The sequence below is a fragment of the Streptomyces sp. NPDC057099 genome (assembly GCF_042671245.1).
GTDB classification, from domain to species: domain Bacteria; phylum Actinomycetota; class Actinomycetes; order Streptomycetales; family Streptomycetaceae; genus Streptomyces; species Streptomyces purpurascens.
Window position 1 is genome coordinate 1 of the sequence record NZ_JBHUTX010000047.1, and the last position, 25,081, is coordinate 25,081.

General features: G+C 70.6%; 23 protein-coding genes and 4 pseudogenes. 11 read left to right on the forward strand and 16 right to left on the reverse strand.

The annotated features are described in order from the left end of the window. Nucleotides 1–79: 79 nt before the first annotated feature. The 5 genes from ACFT4A_RS34915 to ACFT4A_RS34935 all read right to left on the reverse strand — a co-directional run bounded on the left by ACFT4A_RS34915 (nucleotide 80) and on the right by ACFT4A_RS34935 (nucleotide 3,737). Nucleotides 80–1,048 (reverse strand): acetylxylan esterase, encoded by a 969-nt coding sequence (locus ACFT4A_RS34915; RefSeq protein WP_382838544.1) that lies wholly within the window; start codon nucleotides 1,046–1,048, stop codon nucleotides 80–82. A 92-nt stretch (nucleotides 1,049–1,140) separates the two neighbouring features. Continuing rightward, nucleotides 1,141–1,725, reverse strand: coding sequence for a hypothetical protein (locus ACFT4A_RS34920; RefSeq protein ID WP_382838547.1), 585 nt, complete (start codon nucleotides 1,723–1,725; stop codon nucleotides 1,141–1,143). Nucleotides 1,726–1,858: 133 nt separating this feature from the next. Continuing rightward, a complete protein-coding gene (locus ACFT4A_RS34925; protein ID WP_382838550.1) occupies nucleotides 1,859–2,614 on the reverse strand; it encodes a ferredoxin reductase in 756 nt (251 codons plus the stop codon). Next, nucleotides 2,607–3,212, reverse strand: coding sequence for a sulfite oxidase-like oxidoreductase (locus ACFT4A_RS34930; RefSeq protein ID WP_382838552.1), 606 nt, complete (start codon nucleotides 3,210–3,212; stop codon nucleotides 2,607–2,609). Before ACFT4A_RS34930 ends, ACFT4A_RS34925 begins: the two co-directional genes overlap by 8 nt. 87 nt (nucleotides 3,213–3,299) lie before the next feature. Beyond that, entirely contained in the window at nucleotides 3,300–3,737 is a 438-nt protein-coding gene (locus tag ACFT4A_RS34935; RefSeq protein WP_382838555.1) for a MarR family winged helix-turn-helix transcriptional regulator, read from the reverse strand. A gap of 275 nt (nucleotides 3,738–4,012) precedes the next feature. Between ACFT4A_RS34935 and ACFT4A_RS34940 the strand changes: the two genes are divergently transcribed. After that, the gene (locus tag ACFT4A_RS34940; protein WP_382838558.1) at nucleotides 4,013–4,852 is read left to right on the forward strand and encodes a putative protein N(5)-glutamine methyltransferase; all 840 of its coding nucleotides are present in this window, start codon (nucleotides 4,013–4,015) and stop codon (nucleotides 4,850–4,852) included. On the opposite strand, the gene ACFT4A_RS34945 is transcribed toward ACFT4A_RS34940, so the two are convergent. Beyond that, complete coding sequence (locus ACFT4A_RS34945; protein WP_382838561.1) at nucleotides 4,806–6,902, reverse strand: SpoIIE family protein phosphatase; 2,097 nt, start codon at nucleotides 6,900–6,902, stop codon at nucleotides 4,806–4,808. The two genes, ACFT4A_RS34940 and ACFT4A_RS34945, sit on opposite strands and share 47 nt — an antisense overlap. 243 nt (nucleotides 6,903–7,145) lie before the next feature. On the opposite strand from ACFT4A_RS34945, the gene ACFT4A_RS34950 reads away from it, so the two are divergent. The 3 genes from ACFT4A_RS34950 (at nucleotide 7,146) to ACFT4A_RS34960 (ending at nucleotide 10,233) form a co-directional block, all read left to right on the forward strand. After that, nucleotides 7,146–7,514 (forward strand): hypothetical protein, encoded by a 369-nt coding sequence (locus ACFT4A_RS34950; RefSeq protein WP_215123612.1) that lies wholly within the window; start codon nucleotides 7,146–7,148, stop codon nucleotides 7,512–7,514. Nucleotides 7,515–7,624: 110 nt separating this feature from the next. Continuing rightward, nucleotides 7,625–9,640 (forward strand): FAD-dependent oxidoreductase, encoded by a 2,016-nt coding sequence (locus ACFT4A_RS34955; protein WP_382838566.1) that lies wholly within the window; start codon nucleotides 7,625–7,627, stop codon nucleotides 9,638–9,640. 32 nt (nucleotides 9,641–9,672) lie between these two features. Beyond that, nucleotides 9,673–10,233, forward strand: a complete 561-nt coding sequence (locus ACFT4A_RS34960; RefSeq protein ID WP_382838569.1) for a PadR family transcriptional regulator — start codon at nucleotides 9,673–9,675, stop codon at nucleotides 10,231–10,233. Between the two features lie 78 nt (nucleotides 10,234–10,311). Here ACFT4A_RS34960 and ACFT4A_RS34965 read toward each other — a convergent pair whose 3' ends face one another. Continuing rightward, a complete protein-coding gene (locus tag ACFT4A_RS34965; protein ID WP_382838572.1) occupies nucleotides 10,312–10,857 on the reverse strand; it encodes a hypothetical protein in 546 nt (181 codons plus the stop codon). A 226-nt stretch (nucleotides 10,858–11,083) separates the two neighbouring features. After that, nucleotides 11,084–12,082: a fibronectin type III domain-containing protein gene (locus tag ACFT4A_RS34970; RefSeq protein WP_382838575.1), complete on the reverse strand. Its 999-nt coding sequence runs from the start codon at nucleotides 12,080–12,082 to the stop codon at nucleotides 11,084–11,086. Between the two features lie 414 nt (nucleotides 12,083–12,496). Here ACFT4A_RS34970 and ACFT4A_RS34975 point away from each other — a divergent pair, with 414 nt between their 5' ends. Further along, nucleotides 12,497–13,222 carry a glycoside hydrolase family 75 protein gene (locus ACFT4A_RS34975; RefSeq protein ID WP_382838578.1) on the forward strand — a complete coding sequence of 242 codons (726 nt, stop codon included), beginning with the start codon at nucleotides 12,497–12,499 and terminating at the stop codon, nucleotides 13,220–13,222. Between the two features lie 72 nt (nucleotides 13,223–13,294). Here ACFT4A_RS34975 and ACFT4A_RS34980 read toward each other — a convergent pair whose 3' ends face one another. From ACFT4A_RS34980 to dhaK, 3 genes are read right to left on the reverse strand one after another with little or no spacing between them, the layout of a single operon-like run. Then, nucleotides 13,295–13,705 carry a PTS-dependent dihydroxyacetone kinase phosphotransferase subunit DhaM gene (locus ACFT4A_RS34980; protein ID WP_382838581.1) on the reverse strand — a complete coding sequence of 137 codons (411 nt, stop codon included), beginning with the start codon at nucleotides 13,703–13,705 and terminating at the stop codon, nucleotides 13,295–13,297. Next, nucleotides 13,698–14,297 carry a dihydroxyacetone kinase subunit DhaL gene (gene dhaL, locus ACFT4A_RS34985; RefSeq protein ID WP_382838584.1) on the reverse strand — a complete coding sequence of 200 codons (600 nt, stop codon included), beginning with the start codon at nucleotides 14,295–14,297 and terminating at the stop codon, nucleotides 13,698–13,700. The genes ACFT4A_RS34980 and dhaL overlap by 8 nt, the downstream gene beginning before the upstream one ends. A gap of 47 nt (nucleotides 14,298–14,344) precedes the next feature. Next, nucleotides 14,345–15,337: a dihydroxyacetone kinase subunit DhaK gene (gene dhaK, locus ACFT4A_RS34990; protein ID WP_382838587.1), complete on the reverse strand. Its 993-nt coding sequence runs from the start codon at nucleotides 15,335–15,337 to the stop codon at nucleotides 14,345–14,347. A 134-nt stretch (nucleotides 15,338–15,471) separates the two neighbouring features. Here dhaK and ACFT4A_RS34995 point away from each other — a divergent pair, with 134 nt between their 5' ends. The 3 genes and pseudogenes from ACFT4A_RS34995 to ACFT4A_RS35005 form a co-directional block, all read left to right on the forward strand. Further along, the gene (locus tag ACFT4A_RS34995; protein ID WP_382838590.1) at nucleotides 15,472–15,627 is read left to right on the forward strand and encodes a hypothetical protein; all 156 of its coding nucleotides are present in this window, start codon (nucleotides 15,472–15,474) and stop codon (nucleotides 15,625–15,627) included. Between the two features lie 1,194 nt (nucleotides 15,628–16,821). Next, on the forward strand, nucleotides 16,822–17,631 hold the full coding sequence (locus tag ACFT4A_RS35000) for a phytanoyl-CoA dioxygenase family protein (RefSeq protein WP_382838593.1): 810 nt from the start codon (nucleotides 16,822–16,824) through the stop codon (nucleotides 17,629–17,631). Continuing rightward, nucleotides 17,628–18,101: pseudogene (locus tag ACFT4A_RS35005) on the forward strand (DUF6309 family protein); the annotation flags it as partial. The gene ACFT4A_RS35000 and the pseudogene ACFT4A_RS35005, both read left to right, overlap by 4 nt. A gap of 39 nt (nucleotides 18,102–18,140) precedes the next feature. Here the strand turns inward: ACFT4A_RS35005 and ACFT4A_RS35010 are convergent. Beyond that, on the reverse strand, nucleotides 18,141–18,884 hold the full coding sequence (locus ACFT4A_RS35010; protein ID WP_382838595.1) for an SDR family oxidoreductase: 744 nt from the start codon (nucleotides 18,882–18,884) through the stop codon (nucleotides 18,141–18,143). A 96-nt stretch (nucleotides 18,885–18,980) separates the two neighbouring features. On the opposite strand from ACFT4A_RS35010, the gene ACFT4A_RS35015 reads away from it, so the two are divergent. After that, a complete protein-coding gene (locus ACFT4A_RS35015; RefSeq protein ID WP_382838598.1) occupies nucleotides 18,981–20,315 on the forward strand; it encodes an aspartate aminotransferase family protein in 1,335 nt (444 codons plus the stop codon). Nucleotides 20,316–20,405: 90 nt separating this feature from the next. Here the strand turns inward: ACFT4A_RS35015 and ACFT4A_RS35020 are convergent. Then, a pseudogene (locus ACFT4A_RS35020) lies at nucleotides 20,406–21,083 on the reverse strand (MerR family transcriptional regulator); the annotation flags it as partial. A gap of 42 nt (nucleotides 21,084–21,125) precedes the next feature. Here ACFT4A_RS35020 and ACFT4A_RS35025 point away from each other — a divergent pair. Further along, nucleotides 21,126–21,934, forward strand: a protein-coding gene (locus ACFT4A_RS35025) for an IS5 family transposase (RefSeq protein ID WP_382838682.1) whose coding sequence is annotated in 2 segments (ribosomal slippage) — nucleotides 21,126–21,473 and nucleotides 21,476–21,934 — 807 coding nt in all. Because the reading frame shifts where the segments join, the coding sequence is not laid out codon by codon here. 31 nt (nucleotides 21,935–21,965) lie between these two features. On the opposite strand, the gene ACFT4A_RS35030 is transcribed toward ACFT4A_RS35025, so the two are convergent. Next, nucleotides 21,966–22,958 carry an aldo/keto reductase gene (locus tag ACFT4A_RS35030; protein WP_382838601.1) on the reverse strand — a complete coding sequence of 331 codons (993 nt, stop codon included), beginning with the start codon at nucleotides 22,956–22,958 and terminating at the stop codon, nucleotides 21,966–21,968. Between the two features lie 125 nt (nucleotides 22,959–23,083). Here ACFT4A_RS35030 and ACFT4A_RS35035 point away from each other — a divergent pair, with 125 nt between their 5' ends. Further along, nucleotides 23,084–23,704 carry a TetR family transcriptional regulator gene (locus tag ACFT4A_RS35035; RefSeq protein ID WP_193476888.1) on the forward strand — a complete coding sequence of 207 codons (621 nt, stop codon included), beginning with the start codon at nucleotides 23,084–23,086 and terminating at the stop codon, nucleotides 23,702–23,704. A gap of 181 nt (nucleotides 23,705–23,885) precedes the next feature. Here ACFT4A_RS35035 and ACFT4A_RS35040 read toward each other — a convergent pair. After that, nucleotides 23,886–24,117 (reverse strand): annotated as a pseudogene (locus tag ACFT4A_RS35040) (MerR family transcriptional regulator); the annotation flags it as partial. A gap of 136 nt (nucleotides 24,118–24,253) precedes the next feature. Then, nucleotides 24,254–24,999 (reverse strand): annotated as a pseudogene (locus ACFT4A_RS35045) (IS5 family transposase); the annotation flags it as partial. Nucleotides 25,000–25,081: the final 82 nt, after the last annotated feature.

Consider the following 25,081-nt stretch of genomic DNA (forward strand, 5'->3'; position numbering starts at 1 on the left):
GCCATGGAGCGGCCCGGCCCCGAAGAACATACCGACTGGTCGGGACCGCACGAAAGTCCGTCGGTGGTGAACGGCCGGATCAGCTGTACGAGCGCATCCAGCGCAGCTTGGCCGCCTCCTGGAAGGGACCGCCGCCCTCGTGGTCGTTGAAGTCGTAGACCTCGATCTCCTTGTCCTCGTGGCTCCAGGCGTTGAAGGCCGCGAAAACGGTGGAGGGCGGGCAGGTCTGGTCCTCCAGGGCGGCCGAGAAGAGCGCCGGGGCCCGGCCGCGGGCGGCGAAGTGCACGGAGTCGAAGTAGGAGAGCGTGCGCAGGGCGTCCTCGGCGCGACCGCGGTGCGTCTTCAGGTACAGGCCGATCTCCCGGTACGGGTGCCGGTCCGTGAGCGTCGCCGCGCGCGGGTAGTCGCACAGGAACGGCACGTCCGGCGCGATGGCCGCCAGGTCGGGGACCAGGCCGCCCACCGCGATCGTGATGCCGCCGCCCTGGCTCGCGCCGACGGCCACCGTGCGCGTGGCGTCGGTCAGGGGGTGTGAACGGGCCGCCTCCACGGCCCGCACGGCGTCCGTGAACACCCGGCGGTAGTAGTAGTTCTCCGGCGCGTCGATACCGCGCGTCATGAAGCCCGGGAAGGCCGGCGCGCCGCCCACTGGGTCCGCCGTGCCGCCGCCAGCGCCCCAGGCGCTGCCCTGCCCGCGGGTGTCCATCACGAAGTGCGCCCGGCCCGAGGACGCCCACAGCAGGTGCTCGTGCGGCAGTCCGCGGCCTCCGCCGTAGCCGATGAACTCCACGACCAGCGGCAGCGGTCCGTCCGCCCCGGCCGGCAGCGTCAGCCAGCCCTTGACCGGATGACCACCGAAGCCGGCGAACGTCACGTCGAACACCTGCACGGTGGACAGGCCCGTGTCGACCGGTTCGAAGCGGGCGTCCAGATCGTGCTGACGCGCCTCCTGGAGCGTCTTGGACCAGAACGCGTCGAAGTCCTCGGGCTCGGGGGACGCGCTGCGGTACTCACGGAGTTCATCGAGAGGAAGGTCGAACAGGGCCATGCAGGACCGCCTTGGGTGAGGAACAGCTGCGGAGACAGAGCGGATGATCACACTATGGGGGCGGTCGGAGGACTCGCCAGGCATTTTGTGCGTCATGCGCGGCGATGCGTCCACTCCGGTTCCGTACGGGCCCACGCCCGGTCCCACTCGGCCAGCCTGCGGCGCAGCGCCACCCGGCGCACGACGACGTGGCCGAGGATCACCGCGAGCACCGCACCGCCCGCGGCACACGTGCCGATGGTGAGGGTGTGCTGCCAGACCGTGGCGCCGTCCACCGGCGGGGGCACGTTCCGCCCCCGGGAGTCGAACCAGACGTCCACGACCTCGCCCTGCCGGGTGCCCGCGGCGACCGGTGCCGTCGCGGTGCGCGTCCCCTCGCCCGGCTCCGTCCAGCGCACGGTCGCCCGGAACGTCCGCTGCCCGCCGGCCTCCGCCGACGGCAGCGAGTCGCCCTTCCTGCCGACGACCTCGGCACGGACGCGATGCCGCTCGGCGCGCTGCTCCACCGAGACCGACGTCGCCTCGTCATGGGCCCACCAGGCCGCCGCCACTCCCGCCAGCGGCGCGCCCACGAGCAGCAGGACGGCCACCACCAGCACCGTCCACGCCTCGACGACATCGGACCGGCGCCGCAGCGGACTGCGCCGCCAACGCCAGCCGCGCACCCGGGTTCGCATGTCGACCTGCCGCTCCCTCCGCGTCATGCCACGCCTGCGAGTGCCCACACGGACCGGGTACCCCTTCCGACGCGCATCGATCGCTCGTCGTGGCCCCGCTACGGGGCGCCGGGCCGTCGGTCCGCTCCCGAGATCAGCCGAAACGCTCGATCCGGACGCGGTCCACGGGCTGACCGGCCGTCACGAGCAGCCGCGAGGCATGTTCGGCGAAGGCATTGGAGCCGCACACATAGGCCTCCCACCCACCGGACGGCTGCTCGGCCAGGAGCGGCGCCACATGTGCCGCGGCCATACGTCCCACCGGCACACCCTCCGGCGCGGCGCGGGTGAAGACGGGCGTCGTCTCCGCGCCGAACTCCCGGGCGTAGATGAGCTCCTCGGGGCTGCGCGCGGACACCACCAGCCGCAGCGGCACGGTCAGGTTCCGCGCGCGGTGGTGCCGGACCATCGACATCAGCGGTACGACACCGGAGCCGGCGCCGATCAGCAGCGCGGGCCGGTCGCCGGGCCAGGCGAAGAAGCCGCTCACCGGTCCCCGCACCTCGACCCGGTCGCCGGGCCGGGCGACGGTGTGGAACCAGCCCGAGACCTCGCCGCCGTCGACGTGGTCCAAGGTCAGTTCGATGTGCCCGGAGCCGTCCGGGGCGGACGCGATCGAATAGTGGCGCTGGGCCGCATAGCCGTCCTCGGCGGTCAGCCGCACCATCAGGTGCTGGCCGGGCAGGTGCCCCGGCCAGCCGGGCACGGAGAACCGGAAGGTGGCGGCACGCGCGGTCTCACGGCGGATCTCGGTCAGTGTGGCGGTCTGCCACACGGAGGCGGCCTGCTCGCCCACGGCGATCCGCCCGGGCACGGCGAACCGCGTGGGAGGCACGAAGGTCTCAGTCACCGGAGTACCTCTGCTCCTGCCAGGGGTTGCCCCGCTCGTGGTAGCCGTTCCGCTCCCAGAAACCGGGCTCCTCGTGGTCGAGGATCCGCAGACCCGCGATCCACTTGGCGCTCTTCCAGAAGTACAGGTGCGGCACCAGCAGTCGCGCCGGACCGCCGTGCTCGGGGGCGAGCGGGCCGCCGTCGTACTCCCAGGCGATCCAGGCACGCCCGCCGGTCAGGTCGGCGAGCGGGAGGTTGGTGGTGTAGCCGGTGTGCGAGTAGGCGACGGCATGGGTCGCCGACCCATGGGGCCGGACCACATCGAGGAAGGCGTCCAGGGACACGCCCGAGAACCGCACCCCGAACCTCGACCAGCCCGTCACGCAGTGGATGGCGCCCTCGTACGCCGACGGCGGCATCCGGTGCGCCTCCTCCCAGTCCCAGGTGCGGGGCTCGTCCACCAGACCGTCGACCCGGAACGTCCAGTCGGCGGGTGCCAGGTCGGGAGTGACCTCGGCGGACAGGACGGGCCAGTCGTCGCCGGCGTCGTACTGGCCCGGCGGCAGACCGGGGTCGTCGACGCGTGGGCGCCCGGTGAAGCCTCTGGTGATGTGCATGGGGAGCTGCCTCCGGACCGGGCCGACGGTGCCACGCCGGGCCCGGGTGATCAGTGATTGCGCATTCAACGGTACGTGCGGTGTGCCTCAGTCGTGCCCACCGGGCTCGGAGGTCGCGTTGTAGCGCACGAGACAGTCGGCGAACAGCGACAGGTCCTCGGCCGGCCAGTCCGCCAGCCGCTCCCGGAAGGCGGCCCGGCGGCTCTCGGTGACCTGGGCCAGGATGCGCCGGCCGGACTCCGTCAGGTGCAGCACCAGAACGCGCTGGTCCTCCGCGTCGGGGCGGCGCTCGATCAGACCGGCCCGCTCCAGGGCGGCCACCTGGCGGCTGACGGTGGACTTGTCCAGGGCGTAGTGGGCGGCCAGATCGGTGGCACGGCAGCCGCCGCTCTCCTCCAGATGCCCCAGCAGCGTGTACGACACCAGCGACAGCTCGGGGTGCATCCGCCCCGCCGCGGCACGGGCACGGCGGGCGAAGACCGTCATCTCCCGCTGGATGGTCTCCACGGCGTCGGCTGCGTTCACCCGGCCTCCCTCATGGCGCTGCTGCCTGGCCTTTCCATGGTTGCATGGCCCAACCACCTGTCGGACGGGCGGCCGCTCGCCGTGCCGTACCGGGCGGCCGGTCCGTCGGGTAGTGTGGCCGTCCGGCTGCGGACCAACCCAGCCATCGGAAGCCGAGGAGGTGAGACCCATTACCGCTGTGTCAGCTCGGGTGCTCACTCCTCGATGTCGCGCGGACCGCCGCCCGTAGGCGACCGCCGCAGCGCCCTTCGGCTCTCGAAAGGCTCTTGGCTTCCATGCCGTCTGTGTCTTCTGTCCCGCCCTCCACGCCGTTGTCCCGTGCCTCCGTGGCCGACGCCCTGCGCACCGCGGGGTGCGTCTTCGCCGAGGACGAGGCAGAGTTGATCCTCTCCACCGCGCGCACCCCGGCCGAGGCGGCCGCCATGGTCGAGCGCCGCGCCGAGGGTCTGCCCCTCGAACTCGTCGTCGGCTGGGCCGAGTTCCGGGGCCTGCGCATCACCGTCGCCCCCGGCGTCTTCGTGCCGCGCCGCCGCACCGAGTTCCTGGTGGAACAGGCCCTCGCCCAGGCGCCCGGCTCCACGGTCGTCGTGGACCTGTGCTGCGGCTCGGGTGCCGTCGGTGTGGCACTGGCCGCCGGGCTCGGTCGCGTCGAACTGCACGCCGCCGACATCGATCCCCTCGCCGTGGACTGCGCCCGCGGCAACATCGCCGCCGCCGGTGGTCACGTCCACCAGGGCGACCTGTTCGAGGCGCTGCCCCGTGAGCTGCTCGGCCGCGTCGACATCCTCGCGGCCAACGTGCCGTACGTACCCAGCGACGAGATAGGCCTGCTGCCCCTGGAGGCCCGCGACCACGAGCCGCTGGTCGCCCTCGACGGCGGCACGGACGGCCTCGACGTCCTGCGCCGGGTCGCGGCCGAGGCCTCCCGCTGGCTAGCCCCCGGTGGCTGCGTCCTGGTGGAGACCGGCCGGCACCAGGCACCGACCGCCGTCGCCGCGTTCGAACGCGGCGGCCTGACGACCCGCCTGGCCGTCTCGGAGGAGCCGCACGCGCATGTGGTGATCGGGGTCAGGCAGGAGGTGCCGATCGGTCCGGGGCCGTCGCCCGTGCGATGAGCAGGGCCACGTCGTCGAAGTTGTCCGGCTCGTGGAGGGTGCGCAGGAGCAGGTCGCAGACCTCCTCCAGGGGCCGGTCGGGGCCGTCGAGCAGGGACAGGAGCGTGTCGAGGCGGTCGTCGAGCGGGTCGCGGCGGGTCTCGACGAGGCCGTCGGTGTAGAAGACCAGGCGGTCGCCCGGCTCCAGGTCGACCGTGGTCGTGGAGAAGGGGACGCCGCCCACGCCGAGCGGCACCCCGGTCGGCAGGTCGAGCAGCTCAGGAGGCCGGCCGGCCCGCACGCGTACCGGCGGCAGATGCCCGGCGTTGGCGATCCGGCACTGTCGCCGATGCGGGTCGTGGACGGCGTAGACGCAGGTGGCGATGGCCTGCTCCAGTCCCTCGGTGATCTTGTCGAGGTGCTCCAGGAGCCGGGCCGGGTCGAGGTCGAGGGAGGCCAGCGTGTTGGTCGCCGTACGCAGCCGGCCCATGGTCGCCGCCGCGGGGATGCCGCTGCCCATCACGTCGCCCACGACGAGCGCCGTCGTGCCGCCGTCCAGCGGGATGACGTCGAACCAGTCGCCGCCGACCTCGCTCGTGGCCCCGGCCGGCTGGTAGCGGGAGGCGACCTCGAGACCGCCCGTCACCGGGGGATGGCTGGGCAGCAGACTGCGCTGGAGGGTGAGCGCGGTGTCCCGGGCGCTCTGGTACCAGCGGGCGTTGTCGATCTGCACCGCCGCCCGGGCGGCCAGCTCGCGCGCCAGCAGCAGGTCGTCCTCGGAGAACGGCAGCGGATTGCGGGTGCGCTTGAGATCCAGCGCACCCAGCACCTCACCGCGCGCGATCAGCGGCACCGCCAGATAGGAGTGCACCCCGGCCCGGCCCAGCAGCTTCGCCGCCTCCGGGGAACGGGCGATCCGCGGCAGATCCTCGTCCGTGACCTGCGGCAGCATCACGGGACTGGCCGTGCGCACGCACTCGGTGACGAGCCGGTCGGGCGCGTACCGGGCCACCTGTCCCGGAGGGTCGGCCGCCTCCAGGGCCTCGACCGAGTCGTACCCCTGGACCGCCAGCGCGCGGATCACGGCCGACTCGGCGGGGCCGAGGCTGGTGCGCCGCCCCTGCACCACCGCGTCCAGCAGATCGACGGCCGCGATGTCGGCGAGTTCCGGCACGGCCACGTCGGCGAGCTCGCGGGCCGTGCGGTCCAGGTCCAGCGAGGTTCCGATCCGGCCGGAGGCGTCCGCGATCAGGGCCAGACGCCGCCGCGCGGCCTCGGCCTCGATGCCCGCCCGGTACTGCTCGGTGACGTCGACGATCGAGACGGCCACGCCCAGCACGGTCCCGTAGGCGTTCTCCAGCCGGTACAGCGAGATCGACCAGGCGTGGTCCTGGTCCGGATCGGCCGGGGTGCGGCCGATCGTGGACTGGTCGACGACCGGCCTGCCGGTGTCCAGGACCCGGCGCGCCGCGGCCTCCAGGGCCTCGACGTCCATCTGCGGCACCACTTCGTGGACCGTGCGGCCCAGGTGCTCCTCGGTCGGCACGCCGTTGATCTCCTCCAGCGCCGCGTTGACCGAGACGTACCGCAGCTCGGTGTCCAGCACGGCCAGCCCGATCGGGGACTGCGCGATCATCCGCGTCGACAGCGCCACCTCCCGCTCCAGCCGGTGCACGGTCGACTGGTCGGCGCACAGACCGAGCGCGTAGACCTCGCCCTCGTCGTCCAGCAGCCGCATGTTGCGGAACTCCACGAGCCGTGTGGTGCCGTCCTTGCGGCGGATGGGGAAGGCCCCGGCCCAGCTCTGCCCGGTGCCCATGACGTCCGCGAACAGTTTGACCACGAGGTCGACGTACTGCTCGTGGACCATGATCCGGGCGGCGTACTCCCCGAGCGCCTCCCGCGCCTCGTATCCGAACAGTTCCTCGGCCTGCGGGCTCCACAGCACGATGCGGCCCTCGGAGTCGAGGACCACCGAGGCCATGCTCAGGACGTCGAGCAGCCCGCTCGGTCGTGCCGACCCGCGCGGGGACTCGTCGCCCTCGGCCGCGGGAGACCCGGCTGCACTCATCCCATGCCCCGCCTTCGCCGATCCTCGCGGCACGCCGTCATGGTGCCGACACCCCATGTTCTACCGCGCGGAGCCGTTTTCTCGAGGCCCCTTCCGTCACCTTCCACCATCTCCCAACACGGCGCGTACCGCCCCGCAAAACGGTCACCACCACAGGGGCGCTGCCGGTAGTGCTCGTCGGAAGGGGGTGCTTTGCTGGGGTGGGGGCGGATTCGGCAGCGTGACCAGAAGAGGAGCGTCACGATGGACCTTGAGCGACCGCACCCCCACTCCGTCTCGGTGGAGATCAGCGGATGCAGCAAGCACGACGCCCGGATCGTGTTCGACACGCTGTGCGCCTGCTTCGAGTCGGACCGGTGCGCCGACGACGTGCCCGAGGAACTGCACGAGACCCGCCCGACCGTGTGGCTCGGCACCTTCGATGTCGCCGACACGCACGAGGGCGCGCGGCCGGCCCGGCTGTCGTCCTCCGTCGACGCCGATCTGCACGGCGGGTACTGGGCGATCGAACAGTTCCGGATGAGGCTGGACTCCCTGTTCGCCGTGCAGGACCTGACCACGGTCCCCGGCGACCAGGAGAAGGAACTGCACGTGCGCCTCGAGAGCCGGTGATCCCCTGGTCGTAGCCCCGCTGTGCCCTCCATCACCTTATGCAACTAGTTGCATAAAGCGTCGGTAGCCTCTACAACTACGGGGACGACACCGCGCACGGAGGGCCCCCGATGAGCCATTACCCGCACTTGCTGACCCCCCTCGACCTGGGCTTCACGACCCTGCCCAACCGGGTCCTCATGGGCTCCATGCATGTCGGTCTGGAGGAGGCCGACGGCGGTTTCGAGCGCATGGCCGCCTTCTACGCCGCCCGCGCCCGCGGGGGAGTGGGCCTGATCGTCACCGGCGGCATCGCACCCAACGACGAGGGACGTCCCTACGAGGGCGGCGCGAAGCTCACCACCGAGGCGGAGGCCGAGCGGCACCGGGTCATCACCGACGCCGTGCACCACGCGGGCGGGCGGATCGCGATGCAGATCCTGCACTTCGGCCGGTACGCCTACCACCAGGACCTGGTCGCGCCCAGCCCGGTCCAGGCGCCGATCAGCCCCTTCCCGCCCCGCGAGCTGAGCGACGCCGACATCGAGCGGACCATCGACGACTACGTCCGCGCCGCCCGCCTGGCCCGGCACGCCGGCTACGACGGCGTGGAGATCATGGGCTCCGAGGGCTACCTCATCAACGAGTTCATCGCCCGGCACACCAACCAGCGCACCGACCGCTGGGGCGGCTCGTACGAGAACCGCACACGCTTCCCGCTCGAGATCGTGCGGCGGGTGCGCGAGGCGGTCGGCGAGGACTTCATCGTCGTCTACCGGCTCTCCATGCTCGACCTCGTCCCGGGCGGCTCGACGCTCGACGAGGTGATCACCCTGGCCAAGGCCGTCGAGGCCGCCGGGGCGACGATCATCAACACCGGCATCGGCTGGCACGAGGCCCGCATCCCCACCATCGCCACCTCCGTGCCGCGCGGCGCGTACACCTGGGTGACCAAGCGGCTCATGGGCGAGGTGTCCGTGCCGCTCGTCACCACCAATCGCATCAACACCCCCGAGCTCGCCGAGGAACTGCTCGCCGAGGGCGCGGCCGACATGGTGTCGATGGCCCGCCCGATGCTCGCCGACCCGGACTTCGTCATCAAGGCGGAGGCCGGCCGGCCCGAGGCGATCAACACCTGCATCGGCTGCAACCAGGCCTGCCTCGACCACACCTTCAGCGGCCTGATCACCTCCTGCCTGGTCAACCCGCGCGCCTGCCACGAGACGGAACTCGTGCTCTCCCCGACCCGGCTGCGCAAACGCGTCGCCGTCGTCGGCGCCGGACCGGCCGGCCTCGCCTGCGCCGTCTCGGCGGCCGAGCGCGGCCACGACGTCACCCTCTTCGACGCCGCGAGCGAGATCGGCGGGCAGCTCAACGTCGCCCGCAAGGTCCCCGGCAAGCAGGAGTTCGACGAGACGCTCCGCTACTTCCGCACCCAGCTCGACTGGCACGGTGTCGACGTACGGCTGAACACACCCGTCACGGCCGCGGACGTCGACGGCTACGACGAGGTCGTCGTCGCCACCGGCGTCAGCCCGCGCACCCCCGACATCCCCGGCGTCGACCACCCGAGCGTCCTCGGCTACCTCGACGTCCTGCGCGACGGCGCCCCCGTCGGCGACCGGGTCGCGATCCTCGGCGCGGGCGGCATCGGCTTCGATGTCGCCGAGTACCTCACGGACGCCGGCGACAAGGCCCACGAGAACCCTGCGACGTACTTCCGCCAGTGGGGCGTCGACCTCGACTACCGCGCCCCCGGCGGCCTCGCCGCGCCCGAGCGGCCCGCCCCGCCGCGCACCGTCCATCTGCTCCAGCGCAAGACGTCCAAGGTCGGCGCCGGACTCGGCAAGACCACCGGCTGGATCCACCGCGCCGAACTCAAGCACCGCGGCGTCACCATGGTGCCGGGTGTCCGGTACGACCGGATCGACGACGCCGGACTGCATGTCACGGTCGACGGCGCGAGCACGGTCCTGGAGGTCGACACGATCGTGCTGTGCACCGGCCAGGAGCCGCGCCGGGGTCTGTACGAGGAACTGGTCGCCGCCGGGCGCAGCACGCACCTCATCGGCGGCGCCGACGTGGCCGCGGAGCTGGACGCCAAGCGTGCCATCAAGCAGGGCACCGAGCTGGCGGCGGCGCTGTAGGGGGCCTGCCGCCCGTCCCTAGGATGGCTGGTATGTCACTCCCGCACGCGATCCTCACCGCCCTGCTAGAGAAGCCGTCGTCGGGCCTGGAGCTGACCCGCCGGTTCGACCGGTCGATCGGCTACTTCTGGTCCGCGACGCACCAGCAGATCTATCGCGAGCTGGGAAAACTGGAGGCCGACGGCCTGATCCGGGCCCTGCCGTCCGAGCAGCCGGCACGCGGGCAGAAGAAGAGCTACGAGGTCCTGCTCGCGGGCCGCGCCGAACTGGCCCGCTGGACCGCCGCCTCCCAGGACCCCAAGCCGCACCGCGACACGCTGCTGCTGCGGCTGAGGGCGGCGGCCGTGGTCGGCACGGCGGGCCTGGAGGCCGATCTGCGACGCCATCTGCAGCTGCACGAGCGGCAGTTGGCGGAGTACCAGGAGATCGAGCAGCGCGACTTCCCGCCCGGCCGGGACGGCACGGAGGACCGGCTGCGGCATCTGGTGCTGCGGGCCGGCATCGACCTGGAGACCTTCTGGACCCAGTGGCTCAGCCGCGCACTGGCGGAATTCGCCGAGCTCCCGGACGGCGAGCCGACCCGCCCGGCTTGACCGGGACCGGGACCGGGATGTGACGGTGGCCCGCCCGACCGGAGCGCTTCGGGAGGGCGGGCCGCCGTCCGTACCGGGTCAGTACCGGTACGGCTTGTTGCGGCGGCGCAGGTACCAGGCCGTGCCGAGCAGGCCGGCCCCGACCAGTGTGCCGCCGGCCACCAGCGTGACGGTCCCGTAGTCCGTGGCGCTTCCGCCGGTACCGCCCATGACGCCGCGGGAGGGGGAGGCCGACGGGGACGGGGACGCGGACCTCGAGGGGGAGGGGGCCGGGGAGACGACGACGGACTGGGTGCCCGCGGTCGTGCCGTCCGAGCAGATGACGATGACGGTGTACGTCCCCGCGCTGACGCTCGACCAGGCGGCGGACTGGCTGGTGGACGTCCCCGACAGGGTCACCTGGCGCCCCTGGGCGAAGCTGCCCTGACTGCTGGTGAGCAGTGAGGCGGTGCCCCAGCTGCCGTTGATCTGGGTGCACGCGCTGGTCGTGACCGACACCGTGGAACCCGTGGTGCTCACGGAGATGCCCGGGCCCGCGACAGCGGGCCCCGCGGCCAGGGCGAGGGGCAGAGCGGCGGCTGCCACGGTCAGGCCGGAGCGGAGAACTGGCGATGAATTGCGCATGTGGACTGCCCTCCGGCGGCACGGTTGGCGGTACATCCCTAGCGCCGCCGAGGGTCGGGAATCGCCCGTGCTGCCTCAGGGGTCAGCCAAAGCTCCCCGGGCCGGGGTCGCACGCCGGGTACCGCCGTGCAGGTGACGTCGTCCACTGGCCGGCCGACGCGGGCACGACATCTCCGTGGACCCGACGTCGCCGCCGTGGTGTCACGTCACCGCCGTGGTCTCGGTGTCACCGCCGCGCGCCCGTCGTCACCGTCCGCTCCGCCGAGAAACCGCCCCACGTGCCGTCCGGCAGCATCGCCCGGATCCGGACGCGGTGGGTGACACCGGCGACCTGCCCCACGTAGAAACGGTGCGTCGCCCGGTCGCGCGGGGCGCTCCCGCCGTACACGAGGGATGTGGCCGGGTGGCCGTCCAGCTGGATCTGGTACTCGGTGATCTCGCCGTCCACGCGGGGCGGCACCCAGCTCAGGTCGACGTGGTACGCCCCGTCCTCGCGGTGGCTCGTCGCCCGGAAGCCGGTGGGGGCCGTGGCCCGGCCGTCGTCCGTGCCCGGGGTGGTGAGACGGACGGTGGGACTGGCGGGGGAGACGTTGCCGGCCGCGTCCCTGGCCCGGACGGTGAACGCGTAGGAGGTGCCGGGCCGCAGCCCCGTGATCACGGCGGCCGTCTGGCCTCCGCCCACGCTGTGGATCTTCGCGGCTCCCTGGTGGATGTCGTACGACACCACGTCCCGGTCGTCCGTCGAGGCGGACCACGACAGCTGGACCGCCCGGCTGCCGGCCGCCCGTCCGTTGGGCGCCGAGGGACGGGTCGGCGCCGAGCGGTCGTCCGCCACGGCAGCGGGTGTCCGCGCCCGGACCCGACGGCTGGGCGGCCCGAGCCGCCCTTCGGCGTCCCGCGCCCGTACGGTGAAGACGTACTGCGTGGACGGCCGGAGCCTGGTGACGTCCACCATGTGCTTCGAACCCGGTACTTCACTGACCTTCGTGGTGCCCCGATACACCTCGTAGACGTCGGCCCGCACGGTCACGTTCCACATGACGTGCACGCTCGTCGCGCTGCCCGCCTCCGCGGTGACGCCCGTCGGCGCCCCGGGCACACCACCGACGTCCTGTTCCTCCGCTCCGGCCCAGGCGCAGGCGGCGACCAGCGCGAGGGCCCCGCAGAGCGCGACGCGCCGCAGGAGAAGGGCGGGAGCGGGGAACGAGACGAGAACGCGTCGCACGACACTGCCTCCCGGTACGGCACTCGGGAATGGTCCGGACCAATATGGCGCGACTGACGCGATCACATCAAGAGGGCGGGTGGTGGAGGGTGACGCGGGGCGCTGAGGCGGTCGCGCGTCACCCCCGCCGTTCGTGACCACTCGGGAGGGTTACGTATGCTGAAGTCGCTCACGGCCGAACTCCTGGCGGACGCCAGGGAGTTCGGGCCTGTCGCGCGGACCGCTGTCGTCGCAGATCCCGTGCCGACACGGGTGGCCGGGCGGCCCGGGTCCCACACGGACTCAGGTCCCCGGCCCCTGTCGGTGGTTGGGGGAGTGCGCCGTCCGGCCCTTTGAGGGTGACCGGATGAACGGCCCGGGGGAACAGATGCGGCTGATTGACCGTCAGGTTCCCTCAGGAGAGGCTCACTCATCGTGCGAGTCCAGTCGCTCACGCTGGCCGCGGCCAGTGCCGCCCTGCTCGTCCCGACGGCACCGGTCGCCACTCCGGCCCCGCCGCGCACCCAGCCGGTGGTGTGGCGCCCGGTGGTGTGGCGGCCGATGGTGTGGCGCGAGGTCCCCGTCAGCGCCGCCGACCTGCTGGACAGGGCACGGGACTGCGCTCCGGTGTCCCGCGGCCGGTACCGCAAGGACCTCGGCTCCTCCGCGAAGATCCCGGTCTGCGGTACCCGCGACGCCGTCTTCTGGAAGGCCGACATGGACATCGACTGCGACGGCCGCCCCGGACGCCGCTGCAACCGCCGTACCGACCCGTATTTCGCCGCCAGCACGGCCTACTCGCAGTCCGACGGCCGCCCCTTGAACGCCGAACGTCTCCCCTTCATCGTCGTACCCGCCCCGAGCCGCATCTGGGACTACCGGGACCACGGCGTGGGCGGCGGTTCGGTCGTGGCCGTCGTCTACCGCGACCAGGTGCAGTACGCGGTCGTCGGAGACACGGGCCCGCGGGGCGTCATCGGAGAAGCCTCCTACGCGACGGCCGAGGCCCTCGGCATCCGCCCCCACCCGCTCCGGGGCGGCACCGCCTCGGGCGTCACCTACATCGTCTTCAAGAACACACGGGTGTCGCCCATCGAGGACCAAGCGGCGGCCGTGGCCTCGGGGGAGCGGGCGGCGAGGCGGTTCGTCGACGGGAGCTGAGCGAGTGACGGCACGTCAGCTGCCGCTCAGGCCGGCCGGGCACGCCGTCGACCGGCGTGCCCGGGTCCGGTCTCACACCTTCCGGTACGTGTACGCCTCCGCGGCGGCCGACTCCACCGCCGCCAGATCGGCACCGGTGCCCGCCGTGACGACGGCGGCCACGGCTCCCTCCACGAACGGGGCGTCCACCAGCCGCGTCTGCTCCGGGAGTTCGTCGCCCTCCGCGAGCAGGGCCTTCACGGTGAGCACCGCGCTGCCCAGATCGGTGAGGACGGCGACGCCCGCACCGCGATCGACGGACACGGCCGCCGCGGCGATCAGTTCGGCGCTGGTACCCAGCCCACCGCCCTCGGTGCCGCCCGCCGGAGCGACGGGCACCACCGGGCCACCGCCCGCGAGCCCCTTGGCCAGCGCGGCGACCGACGCGGCCACCTCCGCGCTGTGCGACACCAGCACGATTCCCACAAGCCGCTCGTCACTCATCGGCTGCCTCCGCGAGAGCGGCGACGAGCAGCGCCGCCGATGTGGCGCCCGGGTCCTGGTGCCCGATGCTGCGCTCACCCAGATAGCTGGCCCGGCCCTTGCGCGCCTGCAGGGGCGTCGTCGCCACGGCGCCCTCGTCCGCGGCGGCCCGCGCCGCCCCGAACGAGTCACCGAGCGCGTCCACCGCCGGCACCAGCGCGTCGATCATGGTCTTGTCGCCCGGGGCGGCACCGCCGAGCGTCATGACCGCGTCCACCCCGGTCCGCAGCGCCTCGGCCAGCTGCTCCGCACTGACCTCGGCGGCATCCCCGAGCGCCTTGCCGGTACGACGCAGCAGCGTGCCGTACAGCGGCCCCGAGGCACCGCCGACCGTCGAGATGAGCTGGCGTCCGGCCAGCGTCAGTACCCCGCCGGGCGTGCCGGGGGCCTCCTTCTCCAGGGCGGCCGCCACGGCCCTGAAGCCGCGCTGGAGGTTGCTGCCGTGGTCGGCGTCCCCGATGGGGGAGTCGAGGGCGGTGAGCCGTTCCGCCTCACGGTCGACGGACGCGGCGGTAGCCGTCATCCAACGGCGGAAGAAATCGGCGTCGAGCACTGGATCTCCTTGCCTGGTAGGTACGGGGTGATCCTTTCCCCTGCGTCTCACATGCCCCAGCGCAGACCCGCCGTCTTCACCGGCGCGTCCCACAGCCGCAGCATCTCCTCGTCGACCTGGCACAGGGTGAGCGAGGCGCCCGCCATGTCGAGGGAGGTGACGTAGTTGCCTACGAGGACCCGGGCCACGGGTACGCCGCGCTGGGCGAGCACCCGGTGCACCTCGGCGTTGAAGCCGTACAGCTCGAGCAGCGGCGTCGCGCCCATGCCGTTGACGAGGACCAGCACGGGATTGCGCGGCTGGAGGTCCTCCACCACCGCCTCGACGGCGGCCTCGGCGATCTCGCCGGAGGTCATCATCGCCCGCCGCTCCCGGCCGGGCTCGCCGTGGATGCCGATGCCCAACTCCAGCTCACCGGCCGGCAGATCGAAGGTGGGGCTGCCCTTGGCGGGCGTGCTGCAGGCACTCAGCGCGATACCGAAACTGCGGGAGTTCTCGTTGACCTGCCGGGCGATGGCCTCCACCCGCTCCAGCGGCATGCCCTCGTCGGCTGCGGCACCGGCGATCTTCTCCACGAACAGGGTCGCGCCGGTGCCACGCCGGCCGGCCGTGTAGAGGCTGTCGGTCACCGCCACGTCATCGTTGACCAGCACCTTCGCGACCTGGATGCCCTCGTCCTCAGCCAGCTCGGCTGCCATGTCGAAGTTGAGCACGTCGCCGGTGTAGTTCTTCACGATGAACAGCACCCCCGCCCCGCTGTCCACGGCGGCGGCCGCGCGCAGCATCTGGTCGGGCACCGGGGAGGTGAACACCTCGCCCGGACAGGCCGCCGACAGCATGCCGGGACCCACGAAACCCCCATGCAGCGGCTCGTGCCCCGAGCCTCCGCCCGAGACCAGCCCCACTTTTCCGGCCACGGGAGCGTCCCGTCGCACGATCACCCGGTTCTCCACGTCCACGGTCAGCTCCGGGTGGGCAGCCGCCAGACCGCGCAGCGCGTCCGCGACCACGGTCTCCGGGACGTTGATCAGCATCTTCACGGGTACCTCCTAGGGAAACTAGTAGATGAGCCCTTGGACTCCAGCTTCGCAGGCCAGGTTGCGTTTGACCAGTTGTCGATCTTGTCGGGGTGTAGCTGTCCGTAGCGGGTTGTGGCGGTACTGATGCTGACCACATGCTGACTTTGGTGATGGGTCGTCAGGTGTGGGTGGTCGTCGTGTGCGAGCGGGCCGGTGATCCTCCAGTCGGCAGTATCGACCTCGCGGATGCGAACATCACGCTGCTGGTCCAGTATCTGCGTCACCTGCTGGATCAAAGGGTCGGAGGCTGATAGTCCAGGAAAACGCGTGGATGCTCTGCTCGTTGTGGGTCGTGGGCGGTAGAAGCGAAGCTCAGGACACAACTGCCTTGTGTGGCCGAACTCGGAGCGCAAGCCATTGCAGTTGTCTGCCGCAGTTATTGGCGAAATCTGGCGAGACACGAGTACGGAGGTCCAGCAGATTCTTCGTCTGCTGGTGGTACACGTCTTGCATTTCACTGACCTGGTGAAATGGCATGAGGCTGGACAGGTTGCGAATCGTCGGTCCGCGTATGGTCCGGATCTTGGACTGAGGCATGATCCGACTCGCAGGCTTTGCGCAGCAGACGCAACGTCCCCTGGTCTGTCCGTGTGAGTGTCTGGTCAGGGAGGCGCGGGGTGTGGTGGACCTGTCCTGGGCTCGCCGCGTGGTGGCGGGGGAGCAGCGCATGCGCCGAGCGCCGGTGGCGGCGTTGGTGAAGGTGGTGCGGCTCCGGACCATTGGGTGCGGGCACCCGGTCGGTGAGCACGTTCTCGTGATGGTCCCGGTTCTCGAAGCGCCCTGCATGCGGGCACCCACGCTCCTTGCCCCGGACCGGTGGGTCTGGTTCTGTTCCGCGCTACAAGTGCGTGATCACGGAGAGGCGAGGAGGAACGAGCGGCGTGGAGCGGGGAACGCAGACGAGTACCAGGGACTCCCCGCAAGTGGGACGACCGGCCGGACCAGCTCGCGATGGCCGGGCGCACCGTGGCCGGCATCTCCGGGCCGCGCGCCTGAAAGGCCGGCATCCGGCTGCGGACTCCCGGCCGCCTGACCGCCTACCGGCTCGATCCGGTGGCGCCGCGGCCCGAGTGCTGTGGTGAAACCCTGCTCCGTGGTTCACCGGCCAACACCATGGCCAATGCCAGCCGCTACGACAGCTTCTGGGACAAGTCGGCCGTCGTGATGCGCGATATCGCCGGTAGCCACGCCGCTCCTCAGAGGGTGGGGAGGCTCTCCGGCGCCGACCCGTTCTGGGCGCACGAACCGGCCGCTCGCCCGTGTCATCGGTGCCTCGCCCGTCCCGGTAAGAACCCTCCGCCCCTGAGGCCCTGCTGTCGCACCTCCAGGGCTGGGGACCGGCCATTCCGCTGCGTAAGGGCATGGCTCCGGAAGGACCTGGATATGGATGGCGCAGCCCGATTTATCCCTGGCCGCCCATCGGTGTACAACGGAGGTTCAGCCGCGTGATCGCCGCTTCGGGTACCGCACCGCACATCAAGGAGTTCGACGAGAAGGGGTTCCTGGTGCTTCCGGGCCTTCTGCCCAGCCTTTTCGTCGGACGTCTGACACGGGAGGTCGACCACTGGGTGGATTCCGGGTTGCGACAGCGTTCCATCGACGCCTGCTTACGCCCGGATCGGTGCCCGGTACCGGAGACGGTCGAGCTGGATATGGCGGCACACGGGGAGCTGGCCGCGTTCCCGCCGCTGCTGGAGCTGCTGGAGCAAGAGAACCTGCTCGGCCCTGCCTTCGTGTTCCACCACCTCCACAGTGACCGCCGCCCCTGCGGAGCCCCGGGCAAGCCCTGGCACCACGACTACGAGCAGCGACCCCAGCGGCATCGGCGGCTTCCGATGGTTCACGTTCTTCACTACATCCAAGGCCTGCGGCCGGGCATGGGCGCTCTCGCCGTGCTGCCCGGCTCGCACCACGAGGTCGCGGAGAAGGACGCCCGCAGTCATCTCGGGACGGGCGCCCTGCCGGGAGAGGTACTGATCACCGAGCTGCCCCCGGGGTCAGCGGTGGTTCTCCACTCCGCACTGTTCCACACCCGACGTGCCGGGGACGCGTCCGCGGCCGAGGGCACCGACAGGTACATGATCGACGCGTCGTACTGCCGTACGGGTGAGCTGTGGCCGCCGGTCAAGCCGTACTGGCGCCGGATACTGGCGGTCGGCCGGGAGCGCCGGCTGGGACAAGGACGGTGGGCGGAGTTGTTCGAGGAACGTCATTTCGGCGTGTACGAGCCGGGCGACGCCGGGCGGGCGGCATGAGGGTCCTGGAGGCCGTCTCCTTCGACACGGTCCTGGGCCACTTCACGCGGCACCATCCCTACCACTCTGGGGACATGGCCAACTCCAACGACGAGGCGCAGACCCATATCCGCAACGCTCAGGCCCTCGCGGAGGGCCGCTGGCACCGGGTGCTGCTGGAGGGACCCGAGGTAAGCGGCGTGGTGCTGCCCTGGCATCTGGGCGAGGACGGGGAAGTCGAGCTGATCCCGAGGACGGGCCTCACCGTGCGGGCCGCCGCCGCCCGGCTGACGGCACTGGGGGATGCGTACGCCGCGTCCAATCCGCTGTGCGCGCGCAAGCTGGCCCGCCAGGTCCACGCCGAGCCCACCGCGGTGTTCCTGAGCACCAGGGCAGTGGAAGGACCGGACTACGAGGGACTGTCCGTCCGCGAAGGACTGATCCACCTGGACGGACTGCACCGGATGCTGGCCTGGGAGCGGGCGAGACGCCTGGCGCCCGGCCGGCTGCTGAACGCGTACGTGGCGGGCCTATCCTCGGCCGACGTAGGGCATGGCGCTGGGCATGACCAGGACGGACTGGATGTTCACCCCGACCGGGAGGGCGGCCATGGCCCGGACCATGTCGACCACGTGCCGGATGTCCATGGTGGGTTCCACCCGCAGTGAGCCGTCGGACTGCCGGACGGCGGGCTGCGGACGGTCGGCGGGGGTCACGTTGCCGATGTCGATCTGTCCACAGGAGATGTCGTAGCGGCGCCCGTCGAGGGAGAGCGAGCGGGTGATGCCGGCCACGGCGTGTTTGGCCGCGGTGAACGCGACCGAGTCCGGCCTCGGCATCTGGGCGGACGGGGCCCCGTTGTTGACGATCCGCCCGCCCCGGGGGACCTGCGCCTTCATGATCCGGAAGGCCGCCCGCGAGCACAGGAAGGTTCCGGTGGCGATCGAGTCCATGACCCGATGCCAGTCCGCCACCTCCACATTCTCGGTCGGCGTGTACGGCATGACGTCAGCGGCGTTGTTGAACAGCAGGTCCAGGCGTCCCCACCGTTCCACCACTGCGGAGAACAGCGCGTCCACGGACTCCGCGTCGGTGACGTCTGCGGGCAGCACCACGGCCCGGTCGCGGTCGCGGGTATCGGCGAGGCGCGCCGATTCGCGCAGCCGCTCCTCGCGACGGCCGGTCAGTACGACCGTCCAGCCGTCGGCCAGCAGACCCAGGGCACAAGCCCGCCCGATACCGCTCCCTGCCCCCGTGACCACAGCCGTCCTCACCACACCGCACCACCCCTTCGTCTCACGCCGTCCATGACGCCGGTCCGAACACCCGCAAGCGTCTCCCCGGGCACACCTCAGCAAACAGGAGCAGCCATGAATGACCGTTTACAGGCGCTGCACGGCACGGACGGCAGCAGGTCGTGGTTCGAGCGTGCGCAGAACTCCCTCGCGGGCGGGATCAGTTCGTCCTCCCGCCTCACCTCCACAGGGCCGCATCCCTACCCGCTCTACATCAGCAGCGGGTCCGGCTCCCGGATCCGAGACGTCGACGGCAACGAGTACATCGACTACCTCATCTCCTACGGCAGCGCCGTTCTCGGTCATGCCCCGCCCGTACTGACGGACGCCCTCACCCAGGTGCTGCACAACGGCACGATGTTCGGCACCTGCAACGTCCCGGAGGTAGAGCTGGCGGAGACGATCTGCCGGATGGTGCCCTGCGCGGAACTCGTCCGCTTCGCGAACTCCGGCAGCGAGGCCGTACAGGGCGCCGTACGTGCTGCCCGCGGCCACACCGGGCGCTCCCGGATCCTGAAGTTCGAAGGGCACTACCACGGGTGGTCGGACACCCTGGCGATCTCGAACCGCCCCACGGAGCACGAGGCCGGCCCCTCCGACACGCCACGGCCCGTCCCACACTCCCCGGGAATCCCCGCCGGTGTCGTGGAGGACGTCGTGGTCTGCCCCTGGAACGACCTGACCACGCTGCGTGCGATGCTCGACGCCCATGCCGGGGAGCTCGCCGCCGTCATCTGTGAGCCGATCGTCGCCAACAACGCCTGCACCATGCCCGAGGCGGGATATCTGGAGGCCTTGCGCGAGGAGTGCACCACACGCGGCATCGTGCTGATCTTCGACGAGGTCTGCACCGGGTTCCGTACCGGCCCTGGCGGGGCCCAGGCCCTCTTCGGCGTGGAACCCGACCTCGCGGTGTTCTCCAAGGCCCTCGGGGGCGGCCTGCCCATCGCCGCCTTCGCCGGCCGCCAAGACATCATGGACGGGCTCGCGTCGGGACGGGTCAAGCACGGCGGCACGTACAACGCCTCGCCGCTGTGCGCCACGGCCGCCCTGGTGACCCTGCGGCAGCTCGGAGATCCCGCCGTCGTCCAGCGGATCGACGACACCGGCCGCCAGGTGATGGAGACGGCACGGAAGGCGGCGCACGACCAGGGAATCCCCTGCTCCGTGCAAGGCGTCGGCGCCATGTTCCAGACCGTCTTCACCGCCGACGGCCGCCCCACCCGCAACTACCGCGACCTGCTGCGCGTCGACCAGGTCCGGTCCCACGCCTTCCGGCATGAACTCCTCAAACGCGGAGTCCACGCCAACGCCTTCCCCATGGCCTGCTGGTTCGTCTCCGCCGCGGCCACGGACGACGACCTCGCGGCCACCTGCGAGGCTGTCACGGAAGCATTCAAGGCCCTGTGAGGACACACCCGCGTCGCAGGACCGGACGACGTGACGCAGATCGACGTGGTGGTACCCAAGGGCTCGATCGGGTACCCAGGCCGTGTTCCAGGTAGCGGGTGGCTCTTGGGCGCACAGTTCTTCGGCCAGTTCCATACAGCGCAGGCGGGCTGAGGAGAAGTCGTAGGGCATCTTGCCGGTGGCTTTGAACGCGCTCATGGAGTCAGCCTCCCGCCTGCCAGAGCTGAGGTCGGCCTCGTCCTCGCCGTCATCGGCGGTAGCAGGGGGCAAAGTGTCCCAGGCGTCGACGAGGGCATCGTCGTCCTTCCCTAGGCCGGACTCCTCGATGACAGCCTGCAGGGCGCTTTCGAAGGCGTGCCGCTCGACGGCCACCTGAGCCACCCGCGGATCATCGACGGTGACGCTGTCATCGAGTGCCTCCTCGGCGTCATCGATGCGGTCGGAGTCCTCCCGCAGAGCGGGATGCGTGGCCAGGACGACGAAGCGGCTGGTCTGTACGGCCGCGCCGAGCGGGCCGAAGATCCGCTCAGTGACCAGCAGACTGTCCAGGTCCGCCTGACGCAGGGAGCCCTCGGGCAGGCCCTTGAGACGGTCGGTGACGAAGTCGGAGAGCAGGCCCATCCGGCTGCCTTCGGTGCGCATCCGCTGCACGGCGGCCCGCTGCCGCCGCAATTCCGCCTCCTGCTCGGTGAGGGTTTCCTCCAACCGCTCCAGGATGCCCGCGATACCTTCTCCGCTGTCCGCGCCGGCGGAAGCCGTTCCGGTGCTAAGACATCGTTTCTTATGGCCCGATCGCGCGTTGAACCGGGCATGACGATTCCTGTTGAGCGGTTGGTACCGGACGAGTTGTGGGCTCTGTTCCGGCGGGTGGTGTCGCCCGCCGAGGTGAATCGTCCACAGGGCGGGGGGCGGTGTCGAGCCGGTGACCGCGAGGCACTGGCCGCGATTATCTTCGTCGCGACCTCCGGCTGTACGTGGCGGCAGCTCCCGCCGGTGTTCGGTCCGGCCTGGCAGACGGTGTACCGGAGGTTCGCACAGTGGAGTCGGGACCGGGTCTGGGCCCGGCTCTACCGCGTGGTCCTGGATGAACTCGGTGCTCGGGGTGAGCTGGATTGGTCGCGGTGCGCGATCGATTCGGTCAGCATCCGTGCAGTAAAAGGGGGATGCTGACGGGACCGAATCCGACCGATCGTGGCAAGTCAGGAACGAAGATTCACCTGCTCACCGACCGGAACGGACTGCCGCTGTCGCTGGGCATCTCCGGAGCCAACATGCACGACAGCCAGGCCCTGGAACCGCTTGTGCGCGGCATCCCGCCCATTCGCTCCCGCCGCGGACCTCGGCGCAGACTCCCGGCGAAACTGCATGCGGACAAAGGCTACGACTACAAGCACCTGCGGCGATGGCTCCGCAGCCGTGGCATACCCCACCGCATCGCCCGCAAGGGCATCGAGCCCTCGCAGCGGCTCGGCCGTCATCGATGGGTCGTTGAACGTACGGTTTCCTGGCTTGGCGGATGCCGTCACCTACACCGCCGCTATGAACGCAAGCCCGAGCACTTCCTTGCCTTCGTCGGCATAGCCGCCGCTCTCATCTGCCACCGGCGCCTCACCACATAGACGGTGGAGAGGCGTTGTGGCGTCGGCGGGATCAGTCGGTGGTGAAGCTGGACAGTATCGCGGCCGGGTATCGGCTGCCCGCCGAGCCGTGGGGGAGGACCTCGGTGATGTGGGCCATGTCGGCGTCAGTGAGCTGGACGCTGTCCGCGCCGGCGTTCTCCTCGAGACGCTTGGCACTGCGGGTGCCGGGGATGGGCACGATGTCCTGACCCTGGGCGAGGAGCCAGGCCAGCGCGAGTTGGGCGGTGGTGATGCCCTTGACCGCGGCGAGTTCCTTGAGCTGTTCGGTGGCGCGGAGGTTGTAAGTATAGTTCTCGCCCTGCCAGCGCTCGTCCCAGCTGCGCATGTCGTCCGCGGGGTATTCACTCGCGGGCTTGACCGCCCCGGTCAGGAAGCCGCGGCCGAGCGGGGAGTAGGGCACCAAGCCGATGCCGAGCTCCCGCAGGACGGGAAGGATCTCCTCCTCCACCTCCCGCTCGAAGAGCGAGTACTCGTACTGGAGCACCGAGAGCGGGGTGACGGCGTGGGCGCGTCGGATGTACTGGGGGCCGACGTTGCTCAGGCCGAAGTACTTCACCTTGCCTTCGGTGATCAGATCGCCGACCACGCCCGCGACCTCCTCGACCGGAATGGTGGGGTCGGAGATGTGCTGGTAGAAGAGGTCGATGTGGTCGCTCTGCAGGTAGCGCAGGCTGTTCTCGGCGACCTTGCGGATGTTCTCGGGGCGGCTGTTGAAGCCGGAGCCCAGCGGCTGGGTCGTCATGTCGAAGCCGAACTTGGTGGCGAGGACCACCTCGTCGCGGAAGTCGCGGACTGCCTTGCCCAGGAGGATTTCGTTCCTGCCGGTACCGGCGCCGTACAACTCGGCGGTGTCGAAGAAGTCGATGCCGAGTTCGTGGGCGCGGCGGATGGTCGCGATGCTCTCGTCGTCGTTCGAGGCGCCGTAGGCCATGGACATGCCCATGGTCCCCAGGCCGAGCGCCGAGACGCGCAGACCCTGAGAGCCCAGATTGCGGTGCTGCATGAGTTCACTCCCTCGGTATTTCGTCGGTTTCACCCACAGGGGCCAAACCGAACTGTTCCGTTTGACTGTACGCGCCGACCACCCCGACTACCAAACCGAACGGTTCGGTGCTCTATCCTGGGCCTATGTCCCAGTCCCGCGACTCCGGCCAGACCGCAGCGCCCACCGCCGGCGGCGACACCACGCGCGAGCGCATCCTTGCCGCTGCCATGGAGGAGTTCGCCGGCCACGGCATCGCCGGCGCCCGCGTGGACCGCATCGCCAAGCTCGCCAAAACCAGCAAAGAACGCGTCTACGCCTACTTCCGCAGCAAAGACGCGCTTTATGCCGCTGTTGCTGCACGGGAGTATGTCGTCATCGCCGAGGCCACCCAGATGGACCCGTCCGACCTCCCTGGCTACGCGGGTCGCCTGTTCGACTACTTCGTCGCCCGTCCAGACCACCACCGCCTGATCACCTGGGGCCGCCTCGAACTGCAGGGCACCACAGCCGGTGCCGACGATCCCGACCAGGCAGTGATCGCCCGCAAAATCGACCAGCTCCGCCAGGTGCAGCAGGCTGGACAGCTCGACCCTGCCTGGGACCCGGCCGACGTCCTCGCCCTGGTCAACCAGATCGCCATGACCTGGGCGTCGCAACCCGAACTCAGCAAGGCCGCCGCCGCACACGCCGTGGACCCCACCACCGCCGCCCGCCGTGCCGCGGTGGTGACCGCAGTCGAGCAGCTATTCCCCCGAGCGGTCTGAGTAACACCGGTTTCGGGCAGGGGACCTGCCCGCAACGGGGTACGTGCGCTCGTGACCGGAATCAGGCTCAGGAAGCTGAGCCCCCGGGTATCCCTGCTCGCCAGCACCACCACCAACGGAACCTCAAAGGGATCCGTCCGACACCGTTCAGCGAGCGATCACGCCATAAGAAACTACCTCTAAAGGCGTCACGGATGTCGTCCAGGGCGATCCCGGCGTCGGCCATCTTGCGAATCCACAGCAAGCGGATCATGTCCTCGTACCCGTAGCGGCGGCGGTCATCGCCGCCGCGCTCAGGCTCGGGGAGCAGGCCGATCTCGTGGTAATGGCGAATCGCCCGCGGCGTGGTGCCGGCGAAGGCCGCCGCGTCACCGATCTTGACCTGGCGGGGGTGGCATGAAGGACGAATGCATGAGCAGGGACCTTTCCTCAAGGGACCGGACGTAAGTCCACCGGACCACATGCCGCTACGGAGGGTGCAACCCCATACACACCGCCCCGCGCCAATGCCAGGAAACGCGCTCTTCCTCCGTGAACAGCCACTGATGAAATCGCCGCGACCTGAACTGTCGCCTCGAACCGAACCGCAAGTTTGTCGAACCGGGTCGCCACGGCCTGGTGCTGCTTGAGCCGGCTGATCCCGCATTCGACCGCATGCCGGGCCTCGTAGTCCTCGCGGTCGAAGACGGACGGACGGCCGCCGCCACGGCCGCGGCGCCTGCGGTTGCGGACCTGATCGACCGGCTCAGGAATCGTGCACCTGATGCCACGTCTGCTCAGGTAGGCGCGATTCGCGCGTGAAGAGTACGCCAGGCCGGGGCACCCCGATCGCGTTCAGGACCGGCTCGAACTGCGGACTGTCACCGCGCTGCCCGGCGGTGATCAGCAGCGACAACGGCTTCTGTCCCTGCTCGTTCGGCGCTCACTCCGCCCGGCGGTTCCTTCTGCACAGCACCGCGCTGGCGGACACCGGCAGCATGCTGGTGTGCCCGGCAGGTGGTGGCGTCGACATTGACCTCCCAGAAGATCAGCCCGGCCGCATCAGCCCTCGCCTGCAACAACGTCAACAGCCGGGCCCACACACCCCGACGCTGTCATCTTCGGAACAGTCCCAACACCGTCTGCCACGGTCCGTACTCGAACGGCAGGTCCCGCCATGGAACTCCGGTCCGAACCCGCCACCGCACACCGTCTACCAGCCGCCGACAGCCAGGCCACCTGCGACTTATGACCACCGCAGGCAGCCACGACTCCAGCACCGACCACTGCTCATCAGAAAGATCCCCTCGCCCCACATCTTGATCATCACAGTGCAGGACGCGCACAGGAATCCGAACCTGAACACGGCCTAGCCCGTATGGCCCCCGGCACCGGCCC

Excerpts from the sequence above, each read along its gene's own strand:
- ACFT4A_RS34940 (WP_382838558.1), top strand. The coding sequence starts at position 4,013 with ATGCCGTCTGTGTCTTCTGTCCCGCCCTCCACGCCGTTGTCCCGTGCC.
- ACFT4A_RS34965 (WP_382838572.1), bottom strand. The coding sequence starts at position 10,857 with ATGCGCAATTCATCGCCAGTTCTCCGCTCCGGCCTGACCGTGGCAGCC.
- ACFT4A_RS34950 (WP_215123612.1), top strand. The coding sequence starts at position 7,146 with ATGGACCTTGAGCGACCGCACCCCCACTCCGTCTCGGTGGAGATCAGC.
- ACFT4A_RS34955 (WP_382838566.1), top strand. The coding sequence starts at position 7,625 with ATGAGCCATTACCCGCACTTGCTGACCCCCCTCGACCTGGGCTTCACG.
- ACFT4A_RS35030 (WP_382838601.1), bottom strand. The coding sequence starts at position 22,958 with ATGCAGCACCGCAATCTGGGCTCTCAGGGTCTGCGCGTCTCGGCGCTC.
- ACFT4A_RS35035 (WP_193476888.1), top strand. The coding sequence starts at position 23,084 with ATGTCCCAGTCCCGCGACTCCGGCCAGACCGCAGCGCCCACCGCCGGC.
- ACFT4A_RS34960 (WP_382838569.1), top strand. The coding sequence starts at position 9,673 with ATGTCACTCCCGCACGCGATCCTCACCGCCCTGCTAGAGAAGCCGTCG.
- ACFT4A_RS34980 (WP_382838581.1), bottom strand. The coding sequence starts at position 13,705 with ATGAGTGACGAGCGGCTTGTGGGAATCGTGCTGGTGTCGCACAGCGCG.
- ACFT4A_RS34915 (WP_382838544.1), bottom strand. The coding sequence starts at position 1,048 with ATGGCCCTGTTCGACCTTCCTCTCGATGAACTCCGTGAGTACCGCAGC.
- ACFT4A_RS34920 (WP_382838547.1), bottom strand. The coding sequence starts at position 1,725 with ATGCGAACCCGGGTGCGCGGCTGGCGTTGGCGGCGCAGTCCGCTGCGG.
- ACFT4A_RS34930 (WP_382838552.1), bottom strand. The coding sequence starts at position 3,212 with ATGCACATCACCAGAGGCTTCACCGGGCGCCCACGCGTCGACGACCCC.
- ACFT4A_RS34995 (WP_382838590.1), top strand. The coding sequence starts at position 15,472 with ATGCTGACTTTGGTGATGGGTCGTCAGGTGTGGGTGGTCGTCGTGTGC.
- ACFT4A_RS35015 (WP_382838598.1), top strand. The coding sequence starts at position 18,981 with ATGAATGACCGTTTACAGGCGCTGCACGGCACGGACGGCAGCAGGTCG.
- ACFT4A_RS34945 (WP_382838561.1), bottom strand. The coding sequence starts at position 6,902 with ATGAGTGCAGCCGGGTCTCCCGCGGCCGAGGGCGACGAGTCCCCGCGC.